The 21846-nt window shown below is 64.4% G+C and carries 15 protein-coding genes and 1 pseudogene; 12 read left to right on the forward strand and 4 right to left on the reverse strand.

All coding sequences use genetic code 11. The features are described 5' to 3' along the window. Window positions 1-105: 105 nt before the first annotated feature. Window positions 106-1704, reverse strand: a complete 1599-nt coding sequence (locus tag IVB54_RS38300) for an alpha-amylase family glycosyl hydrolase (protein WP_018455874.1) — start codon at window positions 1702-1704, stop codon at window positions 106-108. Window positions 1705-1875: 171 nt separating this feature from the next. Between IVB54_RS38300 and IVB54_RS38305 the strand changes: the two genes are divergently transcribed. Next, window positions 1876-2556, forward strand: a complete 681-nt coding sequence (locus IVB54_RS38305; RefSeq protein WP_018455873.1) for an MBL fold metallo-hydrolase — start codon at window positions 1876-1878, stop codon at window positions 2554-2556. 118 nt (window positions 2557-2674) lie between these two features. Here the strand turns inward: IVB54_RS38305 and IVB54_RS38310 are convergent, their stop codons facing one another. Both IVB54_RS38310 and IVB54_RS38315 read right to left on the reverse strand, forming a co-directional pair. After that, on the reverse strand, window positions 2675-3841 hold the full coding sequence (locus IVB54_RS38310) for a PHB depolymerase family esterase (protein ID WP_026233043.1): 1167 nt from the start codon (window positions 3839-3841) through the stop codon (window positions 2675-2677). 147 nt (window positions 3842-3988) lie between these two features. Further along, window positions 3989-5394 (reverse strand): annotated as a pseudogene (locus IVB54_RS38315) (MFS transporter). 230 nt (window positions 5395-5624) lie between these two features. Here IVB54_RS38315 and IVB54_RS38320 point away from each other — a divergent pair. After that, window positions 5625-6860 carry an LLM class flavin-dependent oxidoreductase gene (locus tag IVB54_RS38320; protein ID WP_018455870.1) on the forward strand — a complete coding sequence of 412 codons (1236 nt, stop codon included), beginning with the start codon at window positions 5625-5627 and terminating at the stop codon, window positions 6858-6860. Between the two features lie 64 nt (window positions 6861-6924). Continuing rightward, a complete protein-coding gene (locus tag IVB54_RS38325) occupies window positions 6925-8301 on the forward strand; it encodes a cytochrome P450 (RefSeq protein WP_018455869.1) in 1377 nt (458 codons plus the stop codon). 99 nt (window positions 8302-8400) lie between these two features. Here IVB54_RS38325 and IVB54_RS38330 read toward each other — a convergent pair whose 3' ends face one another. Continuing rightward, complete coding sequence (locus IVB54_RS38330) at window positions 8401-9243, reverse strand: glucose 1-dehydrogenase (RefSeq protein ID WP_018455868.1); 843 nt, start codon at window positions 9241-9243, stop codon at window positions 8401-8403. 195 nt (window positions 9244-9438) lie between these two features. Between IVB54_RS38330 and IVB54_RS38335 the strand changes: the two genes are divergently transcribed. The 9 genes from IVB54_RS38335 to IVB54_RS38375 all read left to right on the forward strand — a co-directional run bounded on the left by IVB54_RS38335 (window position 9439) and on the right by IVB54_RS38375 (window position 21809). Beyond that, a complete protein-coding gene (locus IVB54_RS38335) occupies window positions 9439-10404 on the forward strand; it encodes a sensor histidine kinase (protein WP_085349750.1) in 966 nt (321 codons plus the stop codon). Window positions 10405-10612: 208 nt separating this feature from the next. Beyond that, window positions 10613-12349 carry an EAL domain-containing protein gene (locus tag IVB54_RS38340; protein ID WP_018455866.1) on the forward strand — a complete coding sequence of 579 codons (1737 nt, stop codon included), beginning with the start codon at window positions 10613-10615 and terminating at the stop codon, window positions 12347-12349. Window positions 12350-12568: 219 nt separating this feature from the next. Continuing rightward, window positions 12569-13753, forward strand: coding sequence for a substrate-binding domain-containing protein (locus tag IVB54_RS38345; RefSeq protein ID WP_018455865.1), 1185 nt, complete (start codon window positions 12569-12571; stop codon window positions 13751-13753). A 167-nt stretch (window positions 13754-13920) separates the two neighbouring features. Next, on the forward strand, window positions 13921-14697 hold the full coding sequence (locus IVB54_RS38350) for an ABC transporter ATP-binding protein (protein ID WP_018455864.1): 777 nt from the start codon (window positions 13921-13923) through the stop codon (window positions 14695-14697). Continuing rightward, a complete protein-coding gene (locus IVB54_RS38355; protein WP_018455863.1) occupies window positions 14694-15416 on the forward strand; it encodes an ABC transporter ATP-binding protein in 723 nt (240 codons plus the stop codon). The genes IVB54_RS38350 and IVB54_RS38355 overlap by 4 nt, the downstream gene beginning before the upstream one ends. Beyond that, window positions 15413-16423 (forward strand): branched-chain amino acid ABC transporter permease, encoded by a 1011-nt coding sequence (locus IVB54_RS38360; RefSeq protein WP_247295907.1) that lies wholly within the window; start codon window positions 15413-15415, stop codon window positions 16421-16423. The genes IVB54_RS38355 and IVB54_RS38360 overlap by 4 nt, the downstream gene beginning before the upstream one ends. Beyond that, window positions 16420-17505 (forward strand): branched-chain amino acid ABC transporter permease, encoded by a 1086-nt coding sequence (locus tag IVB54_RS38365; protein WP_026233042.1) that lies wholly within the window; start codon window positions 16420-16422, stop codon window positions 17503-17505. Before IVB54_RS38360 ends, IVB54_RS38365 begins: the two co-directional genes overlap by 4 nt. A 136-nt stretch (window positions 17506-17641) precedes the next feature. Then, window positions 17642-20752 (forward strand): EAL domain-containing protein, encoded by a 3111-nt coding sequence (locus IVB54_RS38370; protein ID WP_247777001.1) that lies wholly within the window; start codon window positions 17642-17644, stop codon window positions 20750-20752. A gap of 1 nt (window position 20753) precedes the next feature. Next, window positions 20754-21809 (forward strand): diguanylate cyclase, encoded by a 1056-nt coding sequence (locus IVB54_RS38375; protein WP_018455859.1) that lies wholly within the window; start codon window positions 20754-20756, stop codon window positions 21807-21809. Window positions 21810-21846: the final 37 nt, after the last annotated feature.

The following is a 21846-nucleotide window of genomic DNA, read 5'->3' on the forward strand; positions in this document are numbered from 1 at the left end:
CCCAATAGGTGATTGTTGTACGAAGCTATCACCACGAATCTTCGTCAAACCACTCCCTGGGGCAATGGGTCCTGGATCTGCGCTTCGCCTTGTCCAGGACGACGGTCAGGGTGGCGTGATGATCACGCCCTCGTTGCCGCGCAGATCCAGCACGCCTTCGATCCGCTCTCGCTCGCGATCCAGGAATGTCGACAGCAGAATCTCGCTGCCGAACCTGATCGCGCTGGTGGTGACCGCGATCGGCTCAGGGCCGAGATTGAGCACCACGGTCACCGCCCTGCCCTCGGCCTCGCGGCGATAGATCAGGAGATCGCCTTGCGCGGCAAGCGGATGATAGTCGCCCGCGACCAGCGGCGGACAGCCCTGCCGCAACGCGATCAGACGCTTATAGAGCGTCAGGATCGAACGTGAATCGGCCTCGAGATCGACGACGTTGTTGCGGATGTGATCCTCCGGCAGCGGCAGCCATGGCCTGACGTCCGAGAAGCCGGCGAAGTTGGAAGAATCCCACTGCATCGGTGTGCGGCAGCCGTCGCGGCCGACACCGATGCCGGGCACGTTCTTCTCGAAGGGGTCGCGCACGTCCTCGGGCGCGATCGCGAGCTGATGCATGCCGATCTCGTCGCCATAGTAGAGCGTCGGCGTGCCACGCAGCGTCAGCAGCAGCATGGCGGCGACGCGGGCCTGCTCCGGCCCGACGCGGCTTGCGACGCGTGGACGGTCATGATTGCCGAGCACCCAGTTCGGCCAGGCGCCCTTCGGCAGCGCCTTCTCGTAATCCTCGACGATTTTCTCGATCGAGCGCGCGCTCCAGAAGGTCGAGAGCAGCGCGAAGTTGAACGGCATCTGCGCGCCGGTGAGATCGTTGCCGTAATAGGCCATGAGGCGATGCAGCGGCAGATAGATCTCGCCGATCAGGACGCGGGCATCATAGGCATCCGTGACGCGGCGCATCTCGGCGATGACGTCGTGCACCTCCGGCTGGTCGGTGGAATATTGCGTCATTATCTTTTCGTTCGGCGGCCGGCCCTCGGCATAATGCGGATTGGGCGGGTTGTCGCGGAACTCGGCGTCCTTAATCAGATGCCAGATCACGTCGACGCGAAAGCCGTCGACGCCTTTCTCCAGCCAGAACCGCATCACGTCATAGATTGCCGCGCGGACATCGGGATTGCGCCAGTTGAGATCCGGCTGCTGGGCGAGGAAGGCGTGATAGTAGTATTGGCCGGTGGTCTCGTCGAACTGCCACGCGCTACCGCCGAACTCGGACAGCCAATTATTCGGCACGCCGCCACCCTCGTCCGGGTCGCGCCAGATGTACCAGTCGCGTTTGGGATTGTCGCGCGAGGAACGGCTCTCGACGAACCAGGGATGCTGGTCCGAGGTGTGGTTCGGCACGAGGTCGAGGATCAGCTTAAGGCCGTTGTCGTGCGCGGCGGCGAGAAGCGCATCGAGATCCGCCATCGTGCCGAACAGCGGCTCGATGCCCGTGTAGTCGGAGATGTCGTAGCCGAAATCGGCCATCGGCGAGGGGAAGATCGGCGACAGCCAGATCGCGTCGACGCCGAGCGATTTCACATAAGGTAGCCGCTGCAAAATGCCGGCGAGATCGCCGACACCGTCGCCGTTTGAATCCTGAAAGGAGCGCGGATAGACCTGATAGAAGATGCCGTCGCGCCACCAATCGCTGCCGCCCTGAGCCATGCGGGAAATCCATCCAAAACTGCTTGTTGCGCGGGAGAACGCGGAAGGAGCGCTCCGGTTCAAACCAGCAGGCGAATTGGGACGGCCGTGTGACGATGTCTGCGGTTGTTCCCAGGCCCCGGGGAGAAATCTTTTGCTTGGCGGCATGGCAAAAATCGGCATTGTGGCGCCATGACCGAGCAAAACGAGACACAAGCTGAGGCCAGCGCGAAGGCAGGCGCGATCATCGTCCCCGTGACGCTGTTCGAGCAGAATTGCACCATCATCTGGGACGAGCCTTCCAAGAAGGCCGTGGTGATCGATCCCGGCGGCGACGTGCCGAAGATCCTGGACGCCATCAAGCAGACCGGCGTCACCGTGGAGAAGATCTGGCTCACCCACGGCCATATCGACCATGTCGGCGGCGCGGCCGAACTGCGCGACGAGCTGAAGGTGCCGATCGAGGGCCCGCACGTCGCGGACAAATTCCTGCTCGACAACGTGGTCGAGAGCGGCGCGCGCTTCGGCATGACGGGGGTGCGCAATTTCGAGCCGGACCGCTGGCTCGACGAAGGCGACAGCGTGGCCATCGGCGATCTCCAGTTCGAGATCTATCATTGCCCCGGCCACTCGCCCGGCAGCGTGGTGTTCTTCAACAAGGACTTGCGCTTCGCCCATGTCGGCGACGTCCTGTTCGCGGGCTCGGTCGGTCGCACCGATCTGCCCGGCGGCAGTCACGCGACGCTGATCGACTCGATCAAGACCAAGCTGCTGCCGCTCGGCGACGATGTCGGCTTCATCTGCGGCCATGGCGCCGGCTCGAGCATCGGCCAGGAGCGGATGACAAATCCGTTCATCACCGGCGAGATGTGAGCGCCTATTCCGCGGCGTCTGCGAACGCCGCGGGCTGGCTCAGGTTGCGGTCACCCCATTCGCGGATCGCAGCGACGACGGGCACAAAACTCCTGCCTTATCGGCGCGACGGCCTGAGTTACTTCATCAATCCCGCGGCCGTGAGCGCGCGCGTAATGATCTGGCCGAGATCGAAGCCGCGGGCCTCCTCGCGCTTCGGCTCGGCCGGCTCTTCGGCGATCGCGGCGCGGATCGAGCGCGCCAGATGCGGCGCGGGCGAGCGGGCCGGCGTCGGCTTTGCCTCCGCCTTCTTCGCAGCGTCGGGAATCCAGCCGGTGAGGCCGAAGAATTTGGCGATGTGATAAGACGAGGAGATGCCGGCCTCGATCAGGAACGCGCCTTCCACGCCATAGCGCTGGTCGTTGTCGGCAAGGCCGAGCGGCGTGCCGTGGGCCATGTCGGTGATGGCGTAGGACTCGACGAGCGTCTCGCCGTCCTTGTTCCACCAGGCCTGGCGCGGATAGCCGTCGATGTCAGTTTCCGCCATCGGCGCCTCGGGCAGATCGTGCAGGTCGAGCCATTGCTTGACGATCTCGTTGGCATTGCCGGGATTGACGGTGCGATCGGCGCTGCCGTGCCACACCGAGATCCTCGGCCAGGGCCCGCGATGATTCGAGGCCCGCCGCACCAGATCGCCAAGTTCACGCGCCGGCCGCTCCGGGGAATGAAACATGCCGTCGAGCGCCTCGCGCAGATTGGTCGCGATGCCGTAGGGAAGTCCCGCGATCACCGCACCGGCCGCGAAGACTTCAGGGTAGGTCGCGAGCATCACCGACGTCATGCCGCCGCCGGCCGACAGGCCCGTGATGAAGATGCGCTTGGGATCGACGCGATGCGTTTCCGTCATATGCGCGATCATCTCGCGAATCGAACAGGCCTCGCCACTGTCCCGCGCCGTGTCTTCCGGATGGAACCAGTTAAAGCAGGTGTTGCTGTTGTTGATGCGCTGCTGCTCGGGCATCAACAGCGCGAAGCCGTAGTGCTCGGCGAGCGTCGACCATCCGGCACCGAGGTCGTAGCTTGCCGCCGTCTGACCGCAGCCGTGCAGCACGACGACGAGCGCGCGCGGCTTCTGCAGTTGCGGCGGCACGAACGCGAACAGGCGCAGATTGCCGGGATTGTCGCCGAAGCCCGTGACCTCTTGCAACGGACTGGACGCATCGGCGCTCCGGCCAAACTCGGCGAAGCGCAATCCGTCCAGCTTTGGCAGACGTCTCAAGAGATCGACATTTCTGGTTAACGACACGGCAGCTCCTAGCAGGCGACGTTCAACGTCCACCCAAACCAAATAGTTGCTGCAGCGCAAAATAAAAAGACCGTGTGCTGTCGATGAGGTGCTAAATCTCAGGAAAGCCTGCAGAAATCAGCACGCATTAACCGCAATGCCTCAACTTCATGCAGATACCCGGCGCATCCACGCCAGGAATGCGGCGCAGATCATGATTAATGTTGCGAACAGTGCGAGCGAGACGAGAAATCCTGCGCGCGCTGATTGCACCGCTTCGACGGCGAAAAACATGGCGCCGATTGCGGCCACTCCGGCCGCATTTCCGACTTGCGCCGTGGTGCCGTACATGCCGGAGGCAGAACCGGCGGCCACAGGCTTCACCGTCGAGAGCACCGCGCCGGAGAGCGGCGCCATCACCAGCCCCTGACCGTAGCCGAACACGATCATGGTGAGCGCGAGCAGGAGCGCGGACGGCGCGTCGACAGAGAACGCGACCAGCGCAAGGGCCGCGAGGCCCGCGATCTGAAGCGCGCAGCCTTCGATCAAGACCCTGGTGCCGCGATGGCGCGCCCGTGCGCCACTATGGCGCGAGGCCACGACGAAAGCGAGCGCGAGCGGAATGAAGGCCATGCCGGCCGCGAGCGGCGGGATTTCAGCCCTCGCTGCATGAACAGCGTCATGACCAGATAGAACGAGAGATTGGCGGAGAAGAAAAAGAACGCCGCGCCAAGGCCGCGCAGGAAAGCGGCGTCCGCCAGCAGCGAGAGATCAATCAGCGGCATGCCGCCGGCGCGTGTCACCGCATGCTCCAGCTTCGGGAACCCCAGGAGGATCGCGGCGCCGACCGCCATCACCAGCCACAGCCACGGTGCCCAGCCGACATCGTGACCCAGCAGCAGCGGACCGATCATGCACAGCAATCCGGCGAACAGGACGATGCTGCCCGTGATGTCAAGCCGTGTGCCGGCGCGATGCGGTGCCGAGGGCATGATGCGCCAGGCCGCCACCGCGATCACGAGACCGCACGGCACATTGACGAAGAACACCGAGCGCCAGCCGGTGCCGGCGAGATCGATCGTGACCAGGAGACCACCGAGCAGAAAGCCCGCGGCACCCGCGAGTCCCAGCACGATGCCGTAGATGGCGAAGGCGCGGTTGCGCTGTTCGTCGGTGAACAGGAGATGCAGCGTCGCCAGCACCTGCGGCACCATCAGCGCGGCGGAGGCACCCTGCGTCAATCGCGCGACGATCAACTCCGAACCGGATCGCGCCAGTCCGCACCACAGCGACGTCAGGGTGAAGCCGAGCAGACCTGCCAGGAACACGTTCCTGGTGCCGTGAATGTCGCCAAGCCGGCCGCCGGTGACGACCAGCGTGGCATAGGCGATCAGGTAGATCGCGATGACGGATTCGATCTGAGCCGGCGACGCCTTCAACTCGACCGCGATGGTGGGAATGGCGACGTTGACCACGAAGGCATCGACGCCGAACATGAACTGGGCGGCCACGACGATCGCCAGCACCCACCAGCGACGCGACGTGTCGACCTGCTTTGTGACGGTTTGATGCATCGGCGCGTGATCCTCGGATGTCCTTGCCGATCATCTCAGACCGCATGCGGCGCCGCGATTACCTCGAAGGTAGGATCCTCGCGCGTTCCGCCTCTCTCAGCGTGCCGGGAGAGGAAGACGACATACGCATGGCTGCATTCCGCCGCGCGGGACATCGCACGATTGCGTTCGCTGTCTCCAGCACGTAGCTTCGCGCCACAAACAAAAAAATGTAAGCCGGAGAGAACGCCATGGCGCGCCTGAAGTTCGGAGCCTTCCTTGCCCCGCATCATCCGATCGGGGAGCATCCGATGCTCCAGTTCCGGCGCGATCTCGACCTGGTCGAGCAGTTGGATAGCCTCGGTTATGACGAGTTTTGGTGCGGCGAGCATCATTCCTCCGGCTGGGAGATGATCGCCTCCCCCGAGATGTTCCTGGCGGCCGCCGGCGAGCGCACCAAGCGGATCAGGCTCGGCACCGGCGTGGTGTCGCTGCCCTACCATCATCCCTACAACGTCGCGCAGCGCATGGTGCAGCTCGACCACATGACCGGCGGCCGCGCCATCTTCGGCTCGGGTCCCGGCGCGCTCGCCTCCGACGCGCATACGCTCGGCATCGATCCGATGACGCAGCGCGACCGCCAGGACGAAGCGATCGGCGTGATCCGCCGCCTCTTCAGCGGCGAGCGCGTCACGGCGAAGAGCGACTGGTTCACCATGAACGACGCCGCGCTGCAGCTCCTGCCGTTGCAGGAGGAAATGCCCTTCGTCGTGGCCTCGCAGATCTCGCCCTCCGGCATGACGCTCGCCGGAAAATACGGAATCGGCATCATTTCGCTGGGTTCGATGACGACTCAGGGGCTGATGTCGCTGCAGCAGCAATGGCAGTTCGCCGAGGACGCGGCGAAAAAGCACGGCACCAAAGTCGATCGCGCGAACTGGCGCGTGCTGCTGACCTGGCACATCGCCGAGACCCGCGAGCAGGCGCGCCGCGAGGCCGGCCCCGGCCTAATGCGCTGGCACAATGAATATAATGTCGGCACGCTGCAACGGCCCGGGCTCACCGCGTTCGCCTCACCCGACGAGGCCGTGGACAAGACCGCTTTCGTCGACGGCGCGGCCTCCGTCATCGGCACGCCCGACGACCTCGTCAAGATGATCAAGAACGTGATGCAGGTCTCCGGCGGAATCGGCGCCGTCATCGGCTTCGTGCACGACTGGGCCAATCCGGAGAACACGCGCCGGAGCTGGGACATGGTCGCGCGCTACGTGGTGCCCGAGATCAACGGCTACATCGACGGCTTGCGCAAGTCGCAAAAATTTGTGATCGAGAACCGCGCGATCTTCGAGCGCGCGGGACAGGCCGTGATGGCCAAGATCATGGAAAACGAAAAGGCCGCCGAGGCGCTGAAGGTGACCGGCGCCGGCCGCGTTGCGATTCCGGCCGTCAATGCGCCGGATTTGCAGAAGGAAGCGGCGAAGCGGTAAGCGCGGAGTCATCGCAGCTGGATTGTGTTATGTTGGCCGGGTCTAGCCAACCGGAGCAATCGTCATGTCGATGCAGAATGTGGCCGCCCCTGCGCACGGCTTCACTCCGCCCAAGCGCAACGAGCTGACCCACATCCCCGGCGACGAAGGCTGGCCGATCATCGGCAAGACCTTCCAGGTGCTCGCGGACCCCAAAGGGCATATCGAGGCGAACGGCGCCAAATACGGCCTCGTCTATCGCACGCATTTCTTCGGCGAGACCAATATCGTGCTGCTCGGCCCCGAGGCCAACGAGCTCGTGCTGTTCGACCAGCAAAAGCTGTTCTCCTCGACCCATGGCTGGAACAAGGTGCTCGGCCTGTTGTTTCCGCGGGGATTGATGCTGTTGGATTTCGAGGAGCACCGGCTGCACCGCAAGGCGCTGTCGGTCGCATTCAAGTCCGGCCCGATGAAGTCGTATCTGAGCGATCTCGACCGCGGCATCGCCGCCCGCGTCGCGCAGTGGAAGGCCAAGCCCGGCGAGATGCAGCTTTATCCGGCGATGAAGCAGCTCACGCTCGATCTCGCCGCCGCGTCCTTTATCGGCGCCGATATCGGGCCGGAGGTCGACGAGATCAACCGGGCCTTCGTCGACATGGTCGCCGCTGCCGTCGCCCCGATCCGCCGACCGCTGCCCGGCACGCAGATGGCGGCCGGCGTCAGGGGACGCAAGCGCATCGTGGCTTATTTCCGCGAGCAGATTCCGCTGCGACGCGGCAATCTCGGCGGTGATGATCTGTTCTCGCAGCTCTGCCGCGCAACCCACGAGGACGGCGCGCTGCTCTCGGAACAGGACATCATCGACCACATGAGCTTCCTGATGATGGCGGCGCACGACACGCTGACCTCGTCGCTGACGTCGTTCATTGGCGAACTCGCGGCAAATCCCGGCTGGCAGGACAAGCTTCGCGCGGAAGTCATGGCGCTGGGGCTCGCCCCTGACGCGCCAAGCAGCTTCGACGATCTCGAAAAGATGCCGCTGTCGGAGATGGCGTTCAAGGAAGCGCTGCGGATCAAGCCGCCGGTGCCCTCGATGCCGCGCCGAGCCGTGCGCGATTTCAGCTTCAAGGGTTTTTCGATTCCGGCCGGCACTGCGATCGGCGTCAATCCGCTCTACACCCACCACATGAAGGACATCTGGCCGGAGCCGGATCGCTTCGATCCGCTGCGCTTCACCGAAGAGGCCCAGCGCAACCGCCACCGCTTCGCCTGGGTGCCGTTCGGCGGCGGCGCGCATATGTGCCTCGGCCTGCACTTCGCCTACATGCAGGCCAAATGCTTCGCGCGGCACTTCCTGCAGAACATCGAGGTGTCGCTGGAGCCCGGCTACAAGCCCGACTGGCAGATGTGGCCGATCCCGAAGCCGCGCGACGGATTGCGGGTGCGGGTGAAGGCGGTTTGAGCATCGCAGTCGTCATTGCGAGCGAAGCGAAGCAATCCAGACTGCGTCCGCGGAAGCGGCCTGGACTGCTTCGTCGCTTCGCTCCTCGCAATGACGAAACTATCCGCCCCCCTGATCGAACGCCTTGCGCAGGGCCACGTAGCCCTGCTGCTGCTGGCTCCAGTTGCGGCCGCCGGTCATCGCGCCGTCGATGACGAGGTCATGGCCGTTGATGAAGCTGGATTCGTCGCTGGCCAGGAACACCGCAGCATGGGCGATGTCATCGGGAAGGCCGGCGCGCGGGATCGGCTGCGCGGTCTTGTAGACCTCGCGCATCACCGCCGGCGTCTTCTCCGCCGCGTCGGTCGAAAGCCCGAGCGCCTTGCCGAAAATGCCGGTCGCGATGGCGCCGGGCGAGATCGAGTTGACGCGGACGTTGGATTCGCCGAGCTCCATCGCCACGCATTTGGTGAGATGGATCACCGCCGCTTTGGCTGCACCATAGACCATCGATGACGAGAAGCCGGCAAGACGGCCGGCGATGCTGCCATTGTTGATGATGCTGCCAGATCCCTGCTTCTTCATGTGCGGCGCGGCGTGCTTCATGCCGAGCATGACGCTGCGCAGCAGGGTCGCCATCGCCGCGTCAAAGCGCTCGACCTCGAGGCCTTCGATGCCGCCGGTCTGCGCCGGACCGCCGGCATTGTTGAACAGGCAGTCGATGCGGCCGAATTTGTCCACCGCGAGCGCGATCACCGCCTGCATCTGCGCTTCGACCGTCACATCCGTCTGGCGGAAGACGCAATTCGCCCCGAGCTGCTTCGCCAGCGCCTCGCCTTCCGGTATGCGCCGGCCCGCGATCACAATTTTGGCACCTTCGGCAACGAAGACTTCTGCAGTCCGCAACCCGATCCCGCTCGTCGCGCCCGTGATCACCGCGACCTTGCCATCCAGCCTGCCCATGGAATGTCCCTGTTTTCGAACCCCTTGACGCCAAATGGCGGACACCGATCGACGACGGCGCCGCGACGGTCGGCGCCGCGGCAGGCACTATTCCTGCCGGCTTCCGACAAGGCAAGCTTTGCTTGGGGCCGGCGACATGCGTAACATTCCTGGCGATCGCTCGATTGTCGAACGCATATCGCGACCGGACTGCGCATGGGGAAGCTGATCGACGAATTCCGCAAGGGCTGGCAGGGCGTGGCACCGCCGTCGCTCGGCCTGAGCCTTGCGTTTGCGGTCGCCTGCCTGCTGGTTGCGACGCTGGCGCGCTGGGCCCTCGCCCATGTGCGGCCCGACGTCTATTTCACGCCGTATTTCCCGGCCGTGTTCTTTGCAGCCGCGTTCGGCGGCTTCCGCATCGGCATCATCACGGCGCTGGTGGGCGGCGTGCTCGGCGTCGTCGTGAATTTCGGCGATGCCTTTGCCGATAACGCGCGATTCGCCCTGCTGGCGCTGTATTGGGCGGTCTGCGCGCTCACCATCTGGGGCGTCGAGCACTATCGCTCGCTCCTCGTCGAGCAGCGGCGGATTTCCAGACGCCTGATCGAGGAAGAAGACTACCGCAAGCTGCTGGTCGACGAGCTCCAGCACCGGCTGAAGAACAAGCTGTCGACGGTGCATGCCGTGCTGCATCAGGTGCTGCACGATCAGCCGCAAATCTGGGCCCGGATCGATCCGCGGCTGCGGTCGCTTGCCGCGACCGACGATTTGATCTCACGGATCGACAAGGCCGGCTGCGACATTCGCGACCTCCTGATCTCCGAGCTCGGCCCTTACGGCCATGTCCGCTTCACGCTCAACGGCGACCGGCTGTTCCTGCCGCCGAAACTTGCGGTCACGCTGTCCCTGATGTTTCACGAACTCGCCACCAACGCGGGGAAATATGGCGCGTTCTCCGCGCCGCGCGGGTTGTTGCAGGTGTCATGGACCGTCAGCGACGATCGCCTGACCGTGACCTGGGATGAAACCGAGGGTCCGAGCGTCGACAAGATCTCCGAGCCGGGTTTCGGCACCAAGCTGTTGAAGTCGGCGCTGTCGGCCTTCGACGGCAAGACTGAGGTTTCCTATCTCAGGACCGGACTTCATTGCACCATGCAATGCCGTATCCCCAAGGACGGTTAGACGCGGCGCCAACGAAACCCGTTCGCGCGCGTCGTTCGCGGTTTCACCGGACGCGTTGACGCCCTGTTAATGACGATAGGCTGCGCGCGTCGCATCGCCGCAAAACACCACCGTAATTCTCCGGGCCCCTTAACCAAACTTAAGAGGGAACCGCGCAAGATCGCGGCCATTGCAAAGGCGCGCTGAAACAACAAGATTCATGACTTCTATGAACGACAACAAATATTCCGGCGCGAGCGAAGCCGAACTCGGATTTCTCAAGGAAATCGTTAGAATGCTGCCTGCCGGCCTGACCGTGCAGGACGCGCAAGGCGAACTTCTCCTGGTCAACGATGTCGCGGCTGCCCAGCTCGGCATGGACGGCAGCCGCCCCTCGCGCGATCTAGCGTCGCGCCTCGAAGCCTGCCGGCAGGCCCTGAGCTCCGGCCAGGCGGTCGTCGCCGAGGAAGCGCTCCACGACGGAGCCGCACGCCAGGTGCTGCTGACCACCCATCGTCCGGTCCGCCTCGACGGACGCGAGCTGCTGATCTCGGCCTCCTCTGACATCACCGAGCAGAAGAATTTCGAAGACCAGCTGTTCCGCTCGGCCTATTTCGACGATCTGACCGGCCTGCCCTCGCGGCGCGTGATCGAGCATCGCGCCACCAGCCTGCTCGCGCAGGGTCGCACGGGCGATCGCTTTGCGCTCGCCTTTCTCGACGTCGACAATTTCAAGCACATCAACGACTATTACGGGCACGCCGTGGGCGACGCCCTGCTGGTCGAGCTGTCGAAGCGGCTTGGACGCGGCTTGCGCGACTCGGACATGCTGTCGCGCATCTCCGGCGACGAATTCCTGCTGCTGCTATCGCCGATCCAGAACCAGGAGGAAGTCGCCGAATTCATGCAGTCGACGCTGGAGCGGCTGACCGCGCCGTTCTTCATCGACAATTCGGAAGTGTTCGCCTCAACCTCCGTCGGCATCAGCCTCTACCCCGATCACGGAAGCAGCTTCGAGACACTGCGCCAGAACGCCGACATCGCGATGTACCGCATCAAGAATGACGGCAAGGGATCGGCGGCCTTCTTCGATTCCAGCATGGAACGCGAGGCGCTGGCGCGGATGAAGATCGAGCAGTCGCTGCGGCAGGCCATCCTGGAGAAGCGCTTCTGCTGCGCCTTCCAGTCCAAGGTCGACATCCGCACGCAGGACGTGAAGGGCATCGAGGCCCTGGTGCGGCTGCGCGACGACGAGGGCGTGATCCAGGCGCCCGGCTCGTTCATCAATCTTGCCACCGAACTCGGGCTGATCGACGAGCTGACCCATCTCGTGCTCGCCGAGATCGTCAAGTCGATCGACCTGATCAACGAGACGTTCGGTGCGGAAGCGACCATCAGCATCAACGTCGCGGCCAAGCAGGCCGGCAACCCGGAATTCATGCGCAGCTTTGCCCAGGCGCTCGACGACACCGGCTTTCCGCAGCGCTTCATGATCGAGGTGACGGAAGACGCCTTCGTCGCCAAGAATCATTTCCAGGCCGAGATCCTGCCGATGTTCCGCAAGCTCGGCGTCGCCATCTCGATCGACGATTTCGGCACCGGCTATTCCTCGCTCTCGGCGCTGGCCGACATCACCGCGGACGAGATCAAGATCGACCGCTCCTTCATCACCGATATCCATAAGCGTCCACGCAACCAGGGCATCCTGCGCGCGATCGAATCCCTGAGCGAAGCGCTCGGCATGACCGTGATTGCCGAAGGCATCGAATCCTACGAGGAGCTCGCCTACCTCCAGGCTGCGACCAAGATCCGTTACGCGCAGGGCTATTACTTCTCCCGGCCGATCTTCCTGGAGGAGCTGAAGCTCGCAACGCCCATTTCCAGCGAAGCACGCGCCAGCGTCACAAACCGCTCGACGCAGCAGAACCGGCAGGGCTATTCCCGCGCGAACGGATACCGGCGGTAACCCCGGGCCTGAGTCGTTACTTTGCAAAGCCTGAGCAACCCGTTCCACGGGTGAGGTCAACAATTGCATCTGCCGATTTCTTCGGCAGAAGCGATCCGGCTCGGCCGGGCCGGACAATATCACACATGCCCGTCGCGTGGTCCGCCGGAAGGTGGAATTGCAATGTCCGCACGGTTGTGCAAATCGCTATGGCCAAAGAACTCATCAGGAGGGACCATCGTGCGCCGATCGCTCATCTTAACAACAACCATCCTCGCCCTCGCCGCGGGCACCTCCGCACAGGCCGACGATCTCAAGATCGCGCTGATCTATGGCAAGACCGGCCCGCTCGAGGCCTATGCCAAGCAGACCGAGACCGGCCTGCAGATGGGGTTCGAATACGCCACCAAGGGCACCATGACGCTCGACGGGCGCAAGATCGTCGTCATCACCAAGGACGACCAGGGCAAGCCGGATCTCTCCAAGGCCGCGCTCGCGGAAGCCTATCAGGACGACAAGGTTGACATCGCGATCGGCACGACCTCGTCGGCCGCGGCACTCGCGATCCTGCCTGTCGCCGAGGAAAACAAGAAGATCCTGATCGTCGAGCCCGCGGTCGCGGATCAGATTACCGGCGAGAAGTGGAATCGCTACATCTTCCGCACCGCGCGCAACTCGTCGCAGGACGCGATCTCGAACGCGGTCGCGATCGGCAAGCAGGGCGTCACCGTCGCGACGCTGGCGCAGGACTACGCCTTCGGCCGCGACGGCGTCGCCGCCTTCAAGGAGGCGCTCGGCAAGACCGGGGCGACGCTCGCCGCCGAAGAATATGCCCCGACCTCGACCACCGACTTCACCGCGGTCGGCCAGCGCCTGTTCGACGCGCTGAAGGACAAGCCGGGCCGCAAGGTGATCTGGGTGATCTGGGCCGGCGCCGGCAATCCGCTGGCGAAACTCCAGGACATGGATCCGAAGCGCTACGGCATCGAACTGTCCACCGGCGGCAACATCCTGCCGGCGCTCGCCGCCTACAAGGGCCTGCCCGGCATGGAAGGCGCGACCTATTATTTCTACGCGATCCCGAAGAACCCGGTAAATGACTGGCTTGTCGCCGAGCACCAGAAGCGCTTCAACGCGCCGCCGGACTTCTTCACCGCGGGCGGATTCGCCGCGGCGATGTCCGTCGTCGCCGCCGTCACCAAGGCGAAGTCGACCGACACCGAGAAGCTGATCACGGTCATGGAAGGCCTGGAGTTCGATACGCCCAAGGGCAAGATGATGTTCCGCAAGGAAGACCATCAGGCGCTGCAGAGCATGTATCACTTCAAGGTCAAGGTCGATCCGAATGTCGCCTGGGCCGTGCTCGAGCCGGTGCGCGAGCTGAAGATCGAGGACATGGACGTTCCGGTCAAGAACAAGCGCTGATCTTTCTTCCTTCACCTCTCCCGCTTGCGGGAGAGGCCGGGAGAAGGCTCTGTCCTCTTGGGGTTCTCGCCTGAGGAGACACCCTCTCCCACCCTCTCCCGCAAGCGGGAGAGGGAGCGCAGCCTGATCGCGGACAAATTCTCCTCTCATCATTTGCCAGATCCGCCATGACGCTGACCCTCGAAACCCGCGACCTCACCATCCGCTTCGGCGGCCATGTCGCGGTCAACAGCGTCACTTGCAGCTTCCGCCCGGGCGAACTCACCGCGATCGTCGGCCCGAACGGCGCCGGCAAGACCACTTATTTCAACCTGATCTCCGGCCAGCTCCGCGCATCGAGCGGCAGCATTCTGTTCGACGGCACCGACATCACCCAGCATTCCGCGCCGATGCGGACGCGCGCAGGCCTGGGGCGCGCCTTCCAGCTCACCAACCTCTTTCCGAATCTGTCGGTGGAGGAAAACGTCCGCCTCGCGGTGCAGGCCGCCAACGGCACTCACTACGACATGTTGCGGCCCTGGATGGTCCGCCGCGATCTGATCGCCCGCGCCGATGCTATCCTGGATCAGGTCGCGCTCGGCGGCCGCCGTGGCGTCGCCGCGACCGCACTGTCGCATGGCGATCAGCGCAAGCTCGAGGTCGCGCTGATGATGGCGCTCGAGCCAAAGGTGTTCATGTTCGACGAGCCGACCGCGGGCATGAGCATCGACGAGGTGCCGGTCGTGCTGAACCTGATCGCGCAGCTCAAGCAGGACAAAAGCAGGATCATTCTCCTGGTCGAGCACAAGATGGACGTGGTGCGATCGCTCGCCGACCGCATCATCGTGTTGCATAACGGGCAGCTTGTTGCGGACGGCAGGCCTGCCGAGGTGATTGCGTCACCGATCGTGCAGGAAGCCTATCTCGGCGTCGCGCCCAATAAAGTTGCAGGGAGCGCAGCATGACCGATCTGTTGAGGCTCTCCGGTGTTCACACTCATATCGGCCGCTATCACATCCTCCAGGGCATCGATCTCGCTGTCGCGCAGGGGCAGACCACGATGCTGCTCGGCCGCAACGGCGCCGGCAAGACCACGACGTTGCGCACCATCATGGGCCTCTGGCAGGCCTCCTCCGGCGAGATCAGCCTCGCCGGCGAGCGCATCGAGAGCCGTGCGACGCCCGACATCGCGCGGCTCGGCGTCGGCTACGTGCCGGAGAGCATGGCGGTGTTCTCCGACCTCACGGTGAAGGAAAATCTGGTGCTGGCGGCGCGCGACGGACCACTCGACGACGCCCAGCTGGACTGGATTTTTGGCTTCTTCCCCGCGCTGCGCCGGTTCTGGCTGTCGCGCGCGGGAAGTCTCTCGGGCGGACAGAAGCAGATGCTGTCGATTGCCCGCGCCATCATCGAACCCCGCAAGCTCCTGCTGATCGACGAGCCGACCAAGGGGTTGGCGCCGGCGATCGTGATGGCGCTGATCGAGTGCCTGAAGGAGATCAAGCGCAAGGGCGCCACGATCCTGATGGTCGAGCAGAATTTCTTTGCCGCCCGCGAGCTCGGCGACAACGTGCTGGTGATGGACAACGGCACCATCGTTCATCGCGGCGAGATGGCGGCCTTGGCCTCAGACGTGCCGCTGCAGGAGCGGCTGCTCGGCCTGAGCCTGGAGACGCATCAATGACCGAGCTCGCCGCAACCGATCCGCTGCCGAAGCCGAAGCGCGACATCGCGCCGATCCTGCTGCCGATCGCGGTCGCCCTGGTGATGATCCCGCTGATCGGCTCGCCCAGCACCTGGCTGACGCTGACGGCCGCGAGCCTCGCGATGGGCATGATGATCTTCATCATGGCCTCCGGCCTGACGCTCGTGTTCGGCCTGATGGACGTGCTCAATTTCGGCCATGGCGCCTTCATCGCGGTCGGGGCCTATGTCGCGACCCTGGTGCTGGCGCCGTTCGCCGCTTCCCTCCAGGCGGATTCGCTGTGGACTAACCTCGCGGTGCTGGCGCCGGCGGCACTGCTGTCGATGGCGGTATCCGGCGCGCTCGGGCTGGTTGTCGAGCGGGTGCTGATCCTGCCCGTCTACGGTCAGCATCTGAAGCAGATCCTGATGACGACGGGCGGCCTGATCGTCGCCGAGCAGACGCTCTATGCGGTGTGGGGGCCGCAGATCATCCCGACGCCGCTGCCGACGTCGCTGCGCGGCTCCTTCATCCTCGGCGACGTCGCGATCGCGAAATACCGCGTGCTGGCGACGCTGATCGGCCTCGCCGTCTTCATCGCGATCCAGCTCGTGCTCAACCGAACCAAGCTTGGCCTTCTGATCCGCGCCGGCGTCGAGAACCGCGAGATGGTCGAGGCGCTCGGCTATCGCATTCGCCGTCTGTTCCTCGGCGTGTTCATGACGGGATCGGCGCTCGCCGGCCTCGGCGGCGTGATGTGGGCGCTGTATCGCGAGCAAGTCCACGCCTCCATGAGCGACGACCTCACCGTCCTGATCTTCATCGTCGTCATCATCGGCGGCCTCGGCTCGATCGGCGGCTGCTTCATCGGCGCGATCCTGGTGGCGATGATTGCCAATTACGGCGGCTTCCTGGTGCCTAAGCTCGCCCTCGTCTCCAATATCCTGCTGATGGTCGCCATTCTGATGTGGCGGCCGCGCGGCCTCTATGCGGTGACCAGCCGATGATGATCCTGTCAGGCGATCCGCCGCGCAGCCGCGTGCTCACGCTCGTTCTCGTCCTCATCATCCTGGCGCTGGTGGCGACGCCGTTCCTGTCTCCCGGGGCGAAGGCGCTGAACGTCGCGGCCAAGATCTGCGTCTTCGCCGCGCTGGTCGCCTCCTACGACCTCCTGCTCGGCTATACCGGCTCGGTGTCATTCGCACACACCATGTTCTACGGGATCGGCAGCTACGCGATCGCGATCGCGCTGTACGGGATGGGCCCGAATTGGGGCGCGGTCGCAACCGGCATCGTGGTCGGCCTGCCGCTTGCCGCGCTGCTTGCGCTTGCGATCGGACTGTTCTCGCTGCGGGTTGCCGCGATCTTCTTTGCCATGATCACGCTCGCGGTCGCATCCGCCTTCCAGGTGCTGGCCTCGCAGCTGTCCTGGCTGACCGGCGGCGAAGACGGGCGCAGCTTTCAGCTGCCCGAGCTGCTCAGGCCCGGCACGGTGCTGATCTCGAAGAACGTGCTGGGATTCGAGGTCAACGGCCGCCTCCTGACCTACTATCTGGTGTTCGCCGTCTCGGCCCTGATGATCCTCGCTTTGCTGCGGGTGGTGAACTCGCCGTTCGGGCGCGTGCTGCAGGCGATTCGCGAAAACCGCTTCCGCGCCGAGGCGCTCGGCTTCCGCACCGTTTTCCACCTGAGCTACGCCAACTGCATCGCCGCACTGGTCGCCGCCGGCGCCGGCATTCTCAATGCACTGTGGCTGCGCTATGCCGGTCCCGATACCTCGCTCAGCTTCTCGATCATGCTGGACATCCTGCTGATGGTCGTGATCGGCGGCATGGGCACGATCTACGGCGCGATCATCGGCGCCACCATCTTCATCCTCGCCCAGAACTATCTGCAGGCGCTGATGGGCGTCGCCTCCAAGGCGGCCTCGGAAGCCGGCCTGCCACTGCTGCCGGGGCTGTTGCATCCAGACCGCTGGCTGCTGTGGCTCGGGCTGCTTTTCATCGCCAGCGTCTACTTCTTTCCGACCGGCGTGGTCGGACGGCTGCGCAATCTCGGCGGCGACAAGAGCGCGAGCGGATCGCATTAACGCGTGATTCATGATGCAGCGCGGCGGCTCGCTCGGCGCAACCGTATTCGTGCAACGAGATTAACGCCCAGGTAACTGGCTTTCCTAAGCTTTACGCCATTTGTGCGGTGTATTCCTGTCCTTCCAGGGGGAGGGAATGCGCCAGGTCTTTGCAGAGATTGCGTCACGAATGTTCCTAGCCGCGAAGCACGGCTGGGAGGCAGCCATCCGGCGCGGACCGGTGCTGTGGCTTACTTTGTGCGGCGTGTTGCTGGTCGCCGGGATCTTCGCGGTGACCGCCCTGGCCGTCGGCGAATTTCGCGAACGTACCCTGACCAACCGCGAGCGCGAGCTGGAAAACACGGTGCAGCTGATCGCGCGGCACTTCGATCAACAATTCGAAGATGCGGACGTCGTCGCCGCCGATGTGATCGGGCAGATGAATCTGCCGGAGATCAGTTCCGCCACGGCTTTCCGCGAGCGCATGTCCGGACCCGCGACGAACCAGATGCTGCGGAGCAAGATCAGCTCGGTGTCTTATCTCGGCGACATCGCGATCTACGATGCCGACGGCGAGCTGATCAACTGGTCGCGAGCCCAGCCGCTGCCCAAGATCAACATCTCCTCGCGCGCCTACTTCCAGACCTTCAAATCCGATCCGATGGCCGAACCGGTGATTCTGGAGTCGGTCCGCAGTTTCATCATCGGCAAATGGACCACGATTGTCGCACGTCGGCTGAGCGGCGTGGACGGCAGCTTCCTCGGCACGATGGTCCGCCGGATCGATCCGGACAGCTACCAGAACTATTTCGCATCCGTTGCGCTTGCGGAGGGCACGGCGATCTCGCTGTTCGACCGCAATGGCAAGATGCTGTCGCGCTACCCGCATGTCGAAGAGCTGATCGGCAGGGACTTCAAGGACGCGCCGCTGATGCGCAAGATGCTGGCCGAAGGTGGCCGGCACACCCTGCGCGTCAGGGGCCCGATCGACGGCGACGAGCGCCTCGGCTCCGGCGCCTCGCTTTCGCATTTCCCGCTGGTCATCGTCGCGACCAACACCACGAGCGCGGCGCTGGCCGACTGGCGGCAGCAGACCGGTTTCATGGTCACCACCGCCGCGCTTTCGGCGACCGTGATTGCGCTGATCCTGTTCCTGATCGTTCGCCAGATCAGCCGTCAGAATCGGGAGGCGCAGCAGCGGCTGGAAGCGGAGCGAGGGCGGCTCGACACCGCCTTGAACAACATGTCGCAAGGGTTGATCCTGTACGATGCAGCCGGATACATCGTCACCTGCAACCGCCGCTACGCCGACATGTTCGGCCTCTCCCACGACGTCATCAAGCCCGGCTGTCACATCCGCGAGGCGATGTATCATCGCAAGGAGCGCGGCGCGTTCGAAGGCGATGTCGAGGCATTTTGCGCCGACGTCATGAGGATCGTCGCGGAGGGCACGGTCTCCACCAGAAGCCATCACTTGCCGAGCGGCCGCGCTTTCCAGGTCATCAACACCCCACTCGCGCAGGGCGGATGGGTGGCCACGATCGAAGACATCACCGAACGCCGCAATCTGGAGCAGGAACGCGACCGCAACTACATGTTCCTGCGCGAGATCATCGACCACATCCCATCGCAGATCACGGTGAAGGATGCTCAAACGCGGCAATATCTGCTGGTCAACCGGACCGCGGAAGAGCAATTCGGCCAATCGAGTGAAAACATCGTTGGCAAGACTCCCTTCGACATTTACCCGGATGCCTCCGCCAGAGTCGTCACCGACGACGACAGCAAGGCGCTGCAGATGACCGAGGGATTGTTCAAAGACGAACATGCCTGGCAGAGCCAGGCCAAGGGAATGCGCTACATCACCTCGACCCGGATCGGGATCCGCGACAATTCCGGCGAGCCGCGTTACCTCATCAACGTGGTCGAGGACGTCACCGAACGACGGCGCGCCGACGAGAAGATCGCGCATATGGCGCATTACGATGCGCTCACCGACCTGCCCAACCGGACGCTATTCCGCGAGCAGATCGAGCGCGAACTTGAGAAGGTCGGCGGCGGCAGTCAGTTCGCGCTGCTCTATATCGACGTCGACGAGTTCAAGGGCATCAACGATTCGCTCGGCCATCACGTCGGCGACGAGCTGTTGAAGGGAATCGCCGCCCGCATCCGCGGCTGCCTCGGACAGGACGACCTGATCGCGCGGCTCGGCGGCGACGAATTCGCGGTGATCCAGACCGGCATCAAGTCGTCCGCCGACGTGGTGTCATTCGTGACGCGGATCTTCGAGGCGATCCGCCGGCCCTATCACTGCTTCGGCCATCAGCTCTCCACCGACGCCAGCATCGGCATCGCGATGGCGCCGCAGGACGGCACCGATCTCGACCAGCTCATCAAGAATGCCGATCTCGCGATGTACGGCGCCAAGGCCGGAGGACGCCGCGCTCACCGCTTCTTCGAGCCGGAGATGGATGCGAGCGCCAAGGCGCGCCTGAGCCTGGAGCAGGATCTGCGGCAGGCCCTGGTGAACGGCGGTTTCGAGATCCACTATCAGCCGCTGGTCGACTTGCGCACCAATGAGGTCACAGGCTGCGAGGCGCTGCTGCGCTGGCGGCATCCCGAGCGCGGCATGGTGTCGCCGGCGGAGTTCATTCCGATTGCCGAGGACACCGGCCTGATCAACGAGCTCGGCGACTGGGTGCTGCGCATGGCCTGCAACGAGGCCGCGACCTGGCCGGCGCATGTGCGTGTCGCGGTCAACGTCTCGCCGGTGCAGCTCAAATGCGACACGCTGGCACTGCGGATCGCCGGCGCGCTCGTCGCTTCCGGACTTGCCCCCTCCCGGCTCGAGCTCGAGATCACCGAGGCCGTGCTGATCCGCGACGACGAGGCGGCGCTCTCGATCCTGCACCAGCTCCGCGCCATCGGCGTGCGCATCGCGCTCGACGATTTCGGCACCGGCTACTCCTCGCTCAGCTATCTGAAGCGCTTTCCGTTCGACAAGATCAAGATCGACCGCTGTTTCGTCGCTGATATCGCCGAGACGAGCGGCGCGCCCGTGATCGTGCAGGCGGTGGTGAACATCGCCGCCGCCAGCGACATGACCACGGTCGCGGAGGGCGTCGAGACCGAGGCGCAGCGCGAGATGCTGCGTGCGCTCGGCTGCACGGAGATGCAGGGTTATCTCTTCAGCAGACCGAAGCCGGCCAGCGAAGTGCGAAAGCTGTTCGGTTCGAGCCATGCCTTGCCGGTGGCGGCGGTGGCCTGAGATGGCGAAGCCGGGGAAAACGCCAGCCAAGACGGTCGACGTTGCGGATTCCTATGCCGTGCGGCTGATGCAGCATCTGGTGGTGCCGACCTTCGTGATCGACCCCAAGCGCCGCGTCGTGATCTGGAACAGGGCCTGCGAGCGGCTGACCGGTGTCGCCGCCTCCGAGGTGATCGGCACCAATAAGCACTGGCAGGCCTTCTACGAGACCAGGCGCCCTTGCCTCGCTGACCTCGTCGCGCTCGACCGCCCGGAACAGCTGCCGGCGTTCTATTCGGAATATGCCGCGCGCGGTCATAACGGGCTCGGCTTCAGCGCCGAAAACTGGTGCGTGATGCCGAAGCTCGGCAGCCAGCTCTATCTCGCCATCGACGCCGGCCCCATTCACGACGAGGCCGGCCATCTGATCGCGGTGGTGGAGACTTTGCGCGACCTTGCCGACCAGAAGCGCGCCGAGATGGCCCTGAAGGAGCTTGCCACCAAGGACGGGCTGACCGGCCTGTCGAACCGCCGCGCGTTCGACCAGATGCTGATGAGTGAATGGGCCCGCGCCCAGCGGACGCAGAAGCCCATGGCGCTGCTGTTCGTCGATGTCGATCATTTCAAGCTGTTCAACGACCGCCACGGCCACCAGAGCGGCGACGAATGCCTGCGCGCGGTCGCGTCCGTCGTCAGCCGGTATGCCGTGCGCCCGCTCGATCTCGCCAGCCGTTATGGCGGCGAGGAATTCGCGCTGATCCTGCCGGACATGGGTTGCGATGCCGCCTGCGCCATCGCCGACGAAATCCGCTGCGCGGTGATGGCCTTGCGGGTCACCCACGGCGCCATCGGTGCCGGCGAGCACGTCACCCTGAGTGTCGGCGTCGCCAGCCACATTCCGGACGAAACCGACGACAGCCCCCAACGGCTGCTGGGCGCGGCCGACCAGGCGCTCTATGCGGCCAAACGGCTCGGCCGCAACCGCGTCATGTGCTCCGAACGGCTGCTCGCCGAGTTCGCCAAGCTCGGGCGGGACGGCGTGCCGGTTCCTGACCGCGCGACTCGTAAATCAGCCTAGCCCAAATCAGCCTGGACGAAGCCGGCGGAAGCGGTTG

This window comes from Bradyrhizobium sp. CW1 (assembly GCF_023100665.1).
Lineage (GTDB): Bacteria > Pseudomonadota > Alphaproteobacteria > Rhizobiales > Xanthobacteraceae > Bradyrhizobium > Bradyrhizobium canariense_D.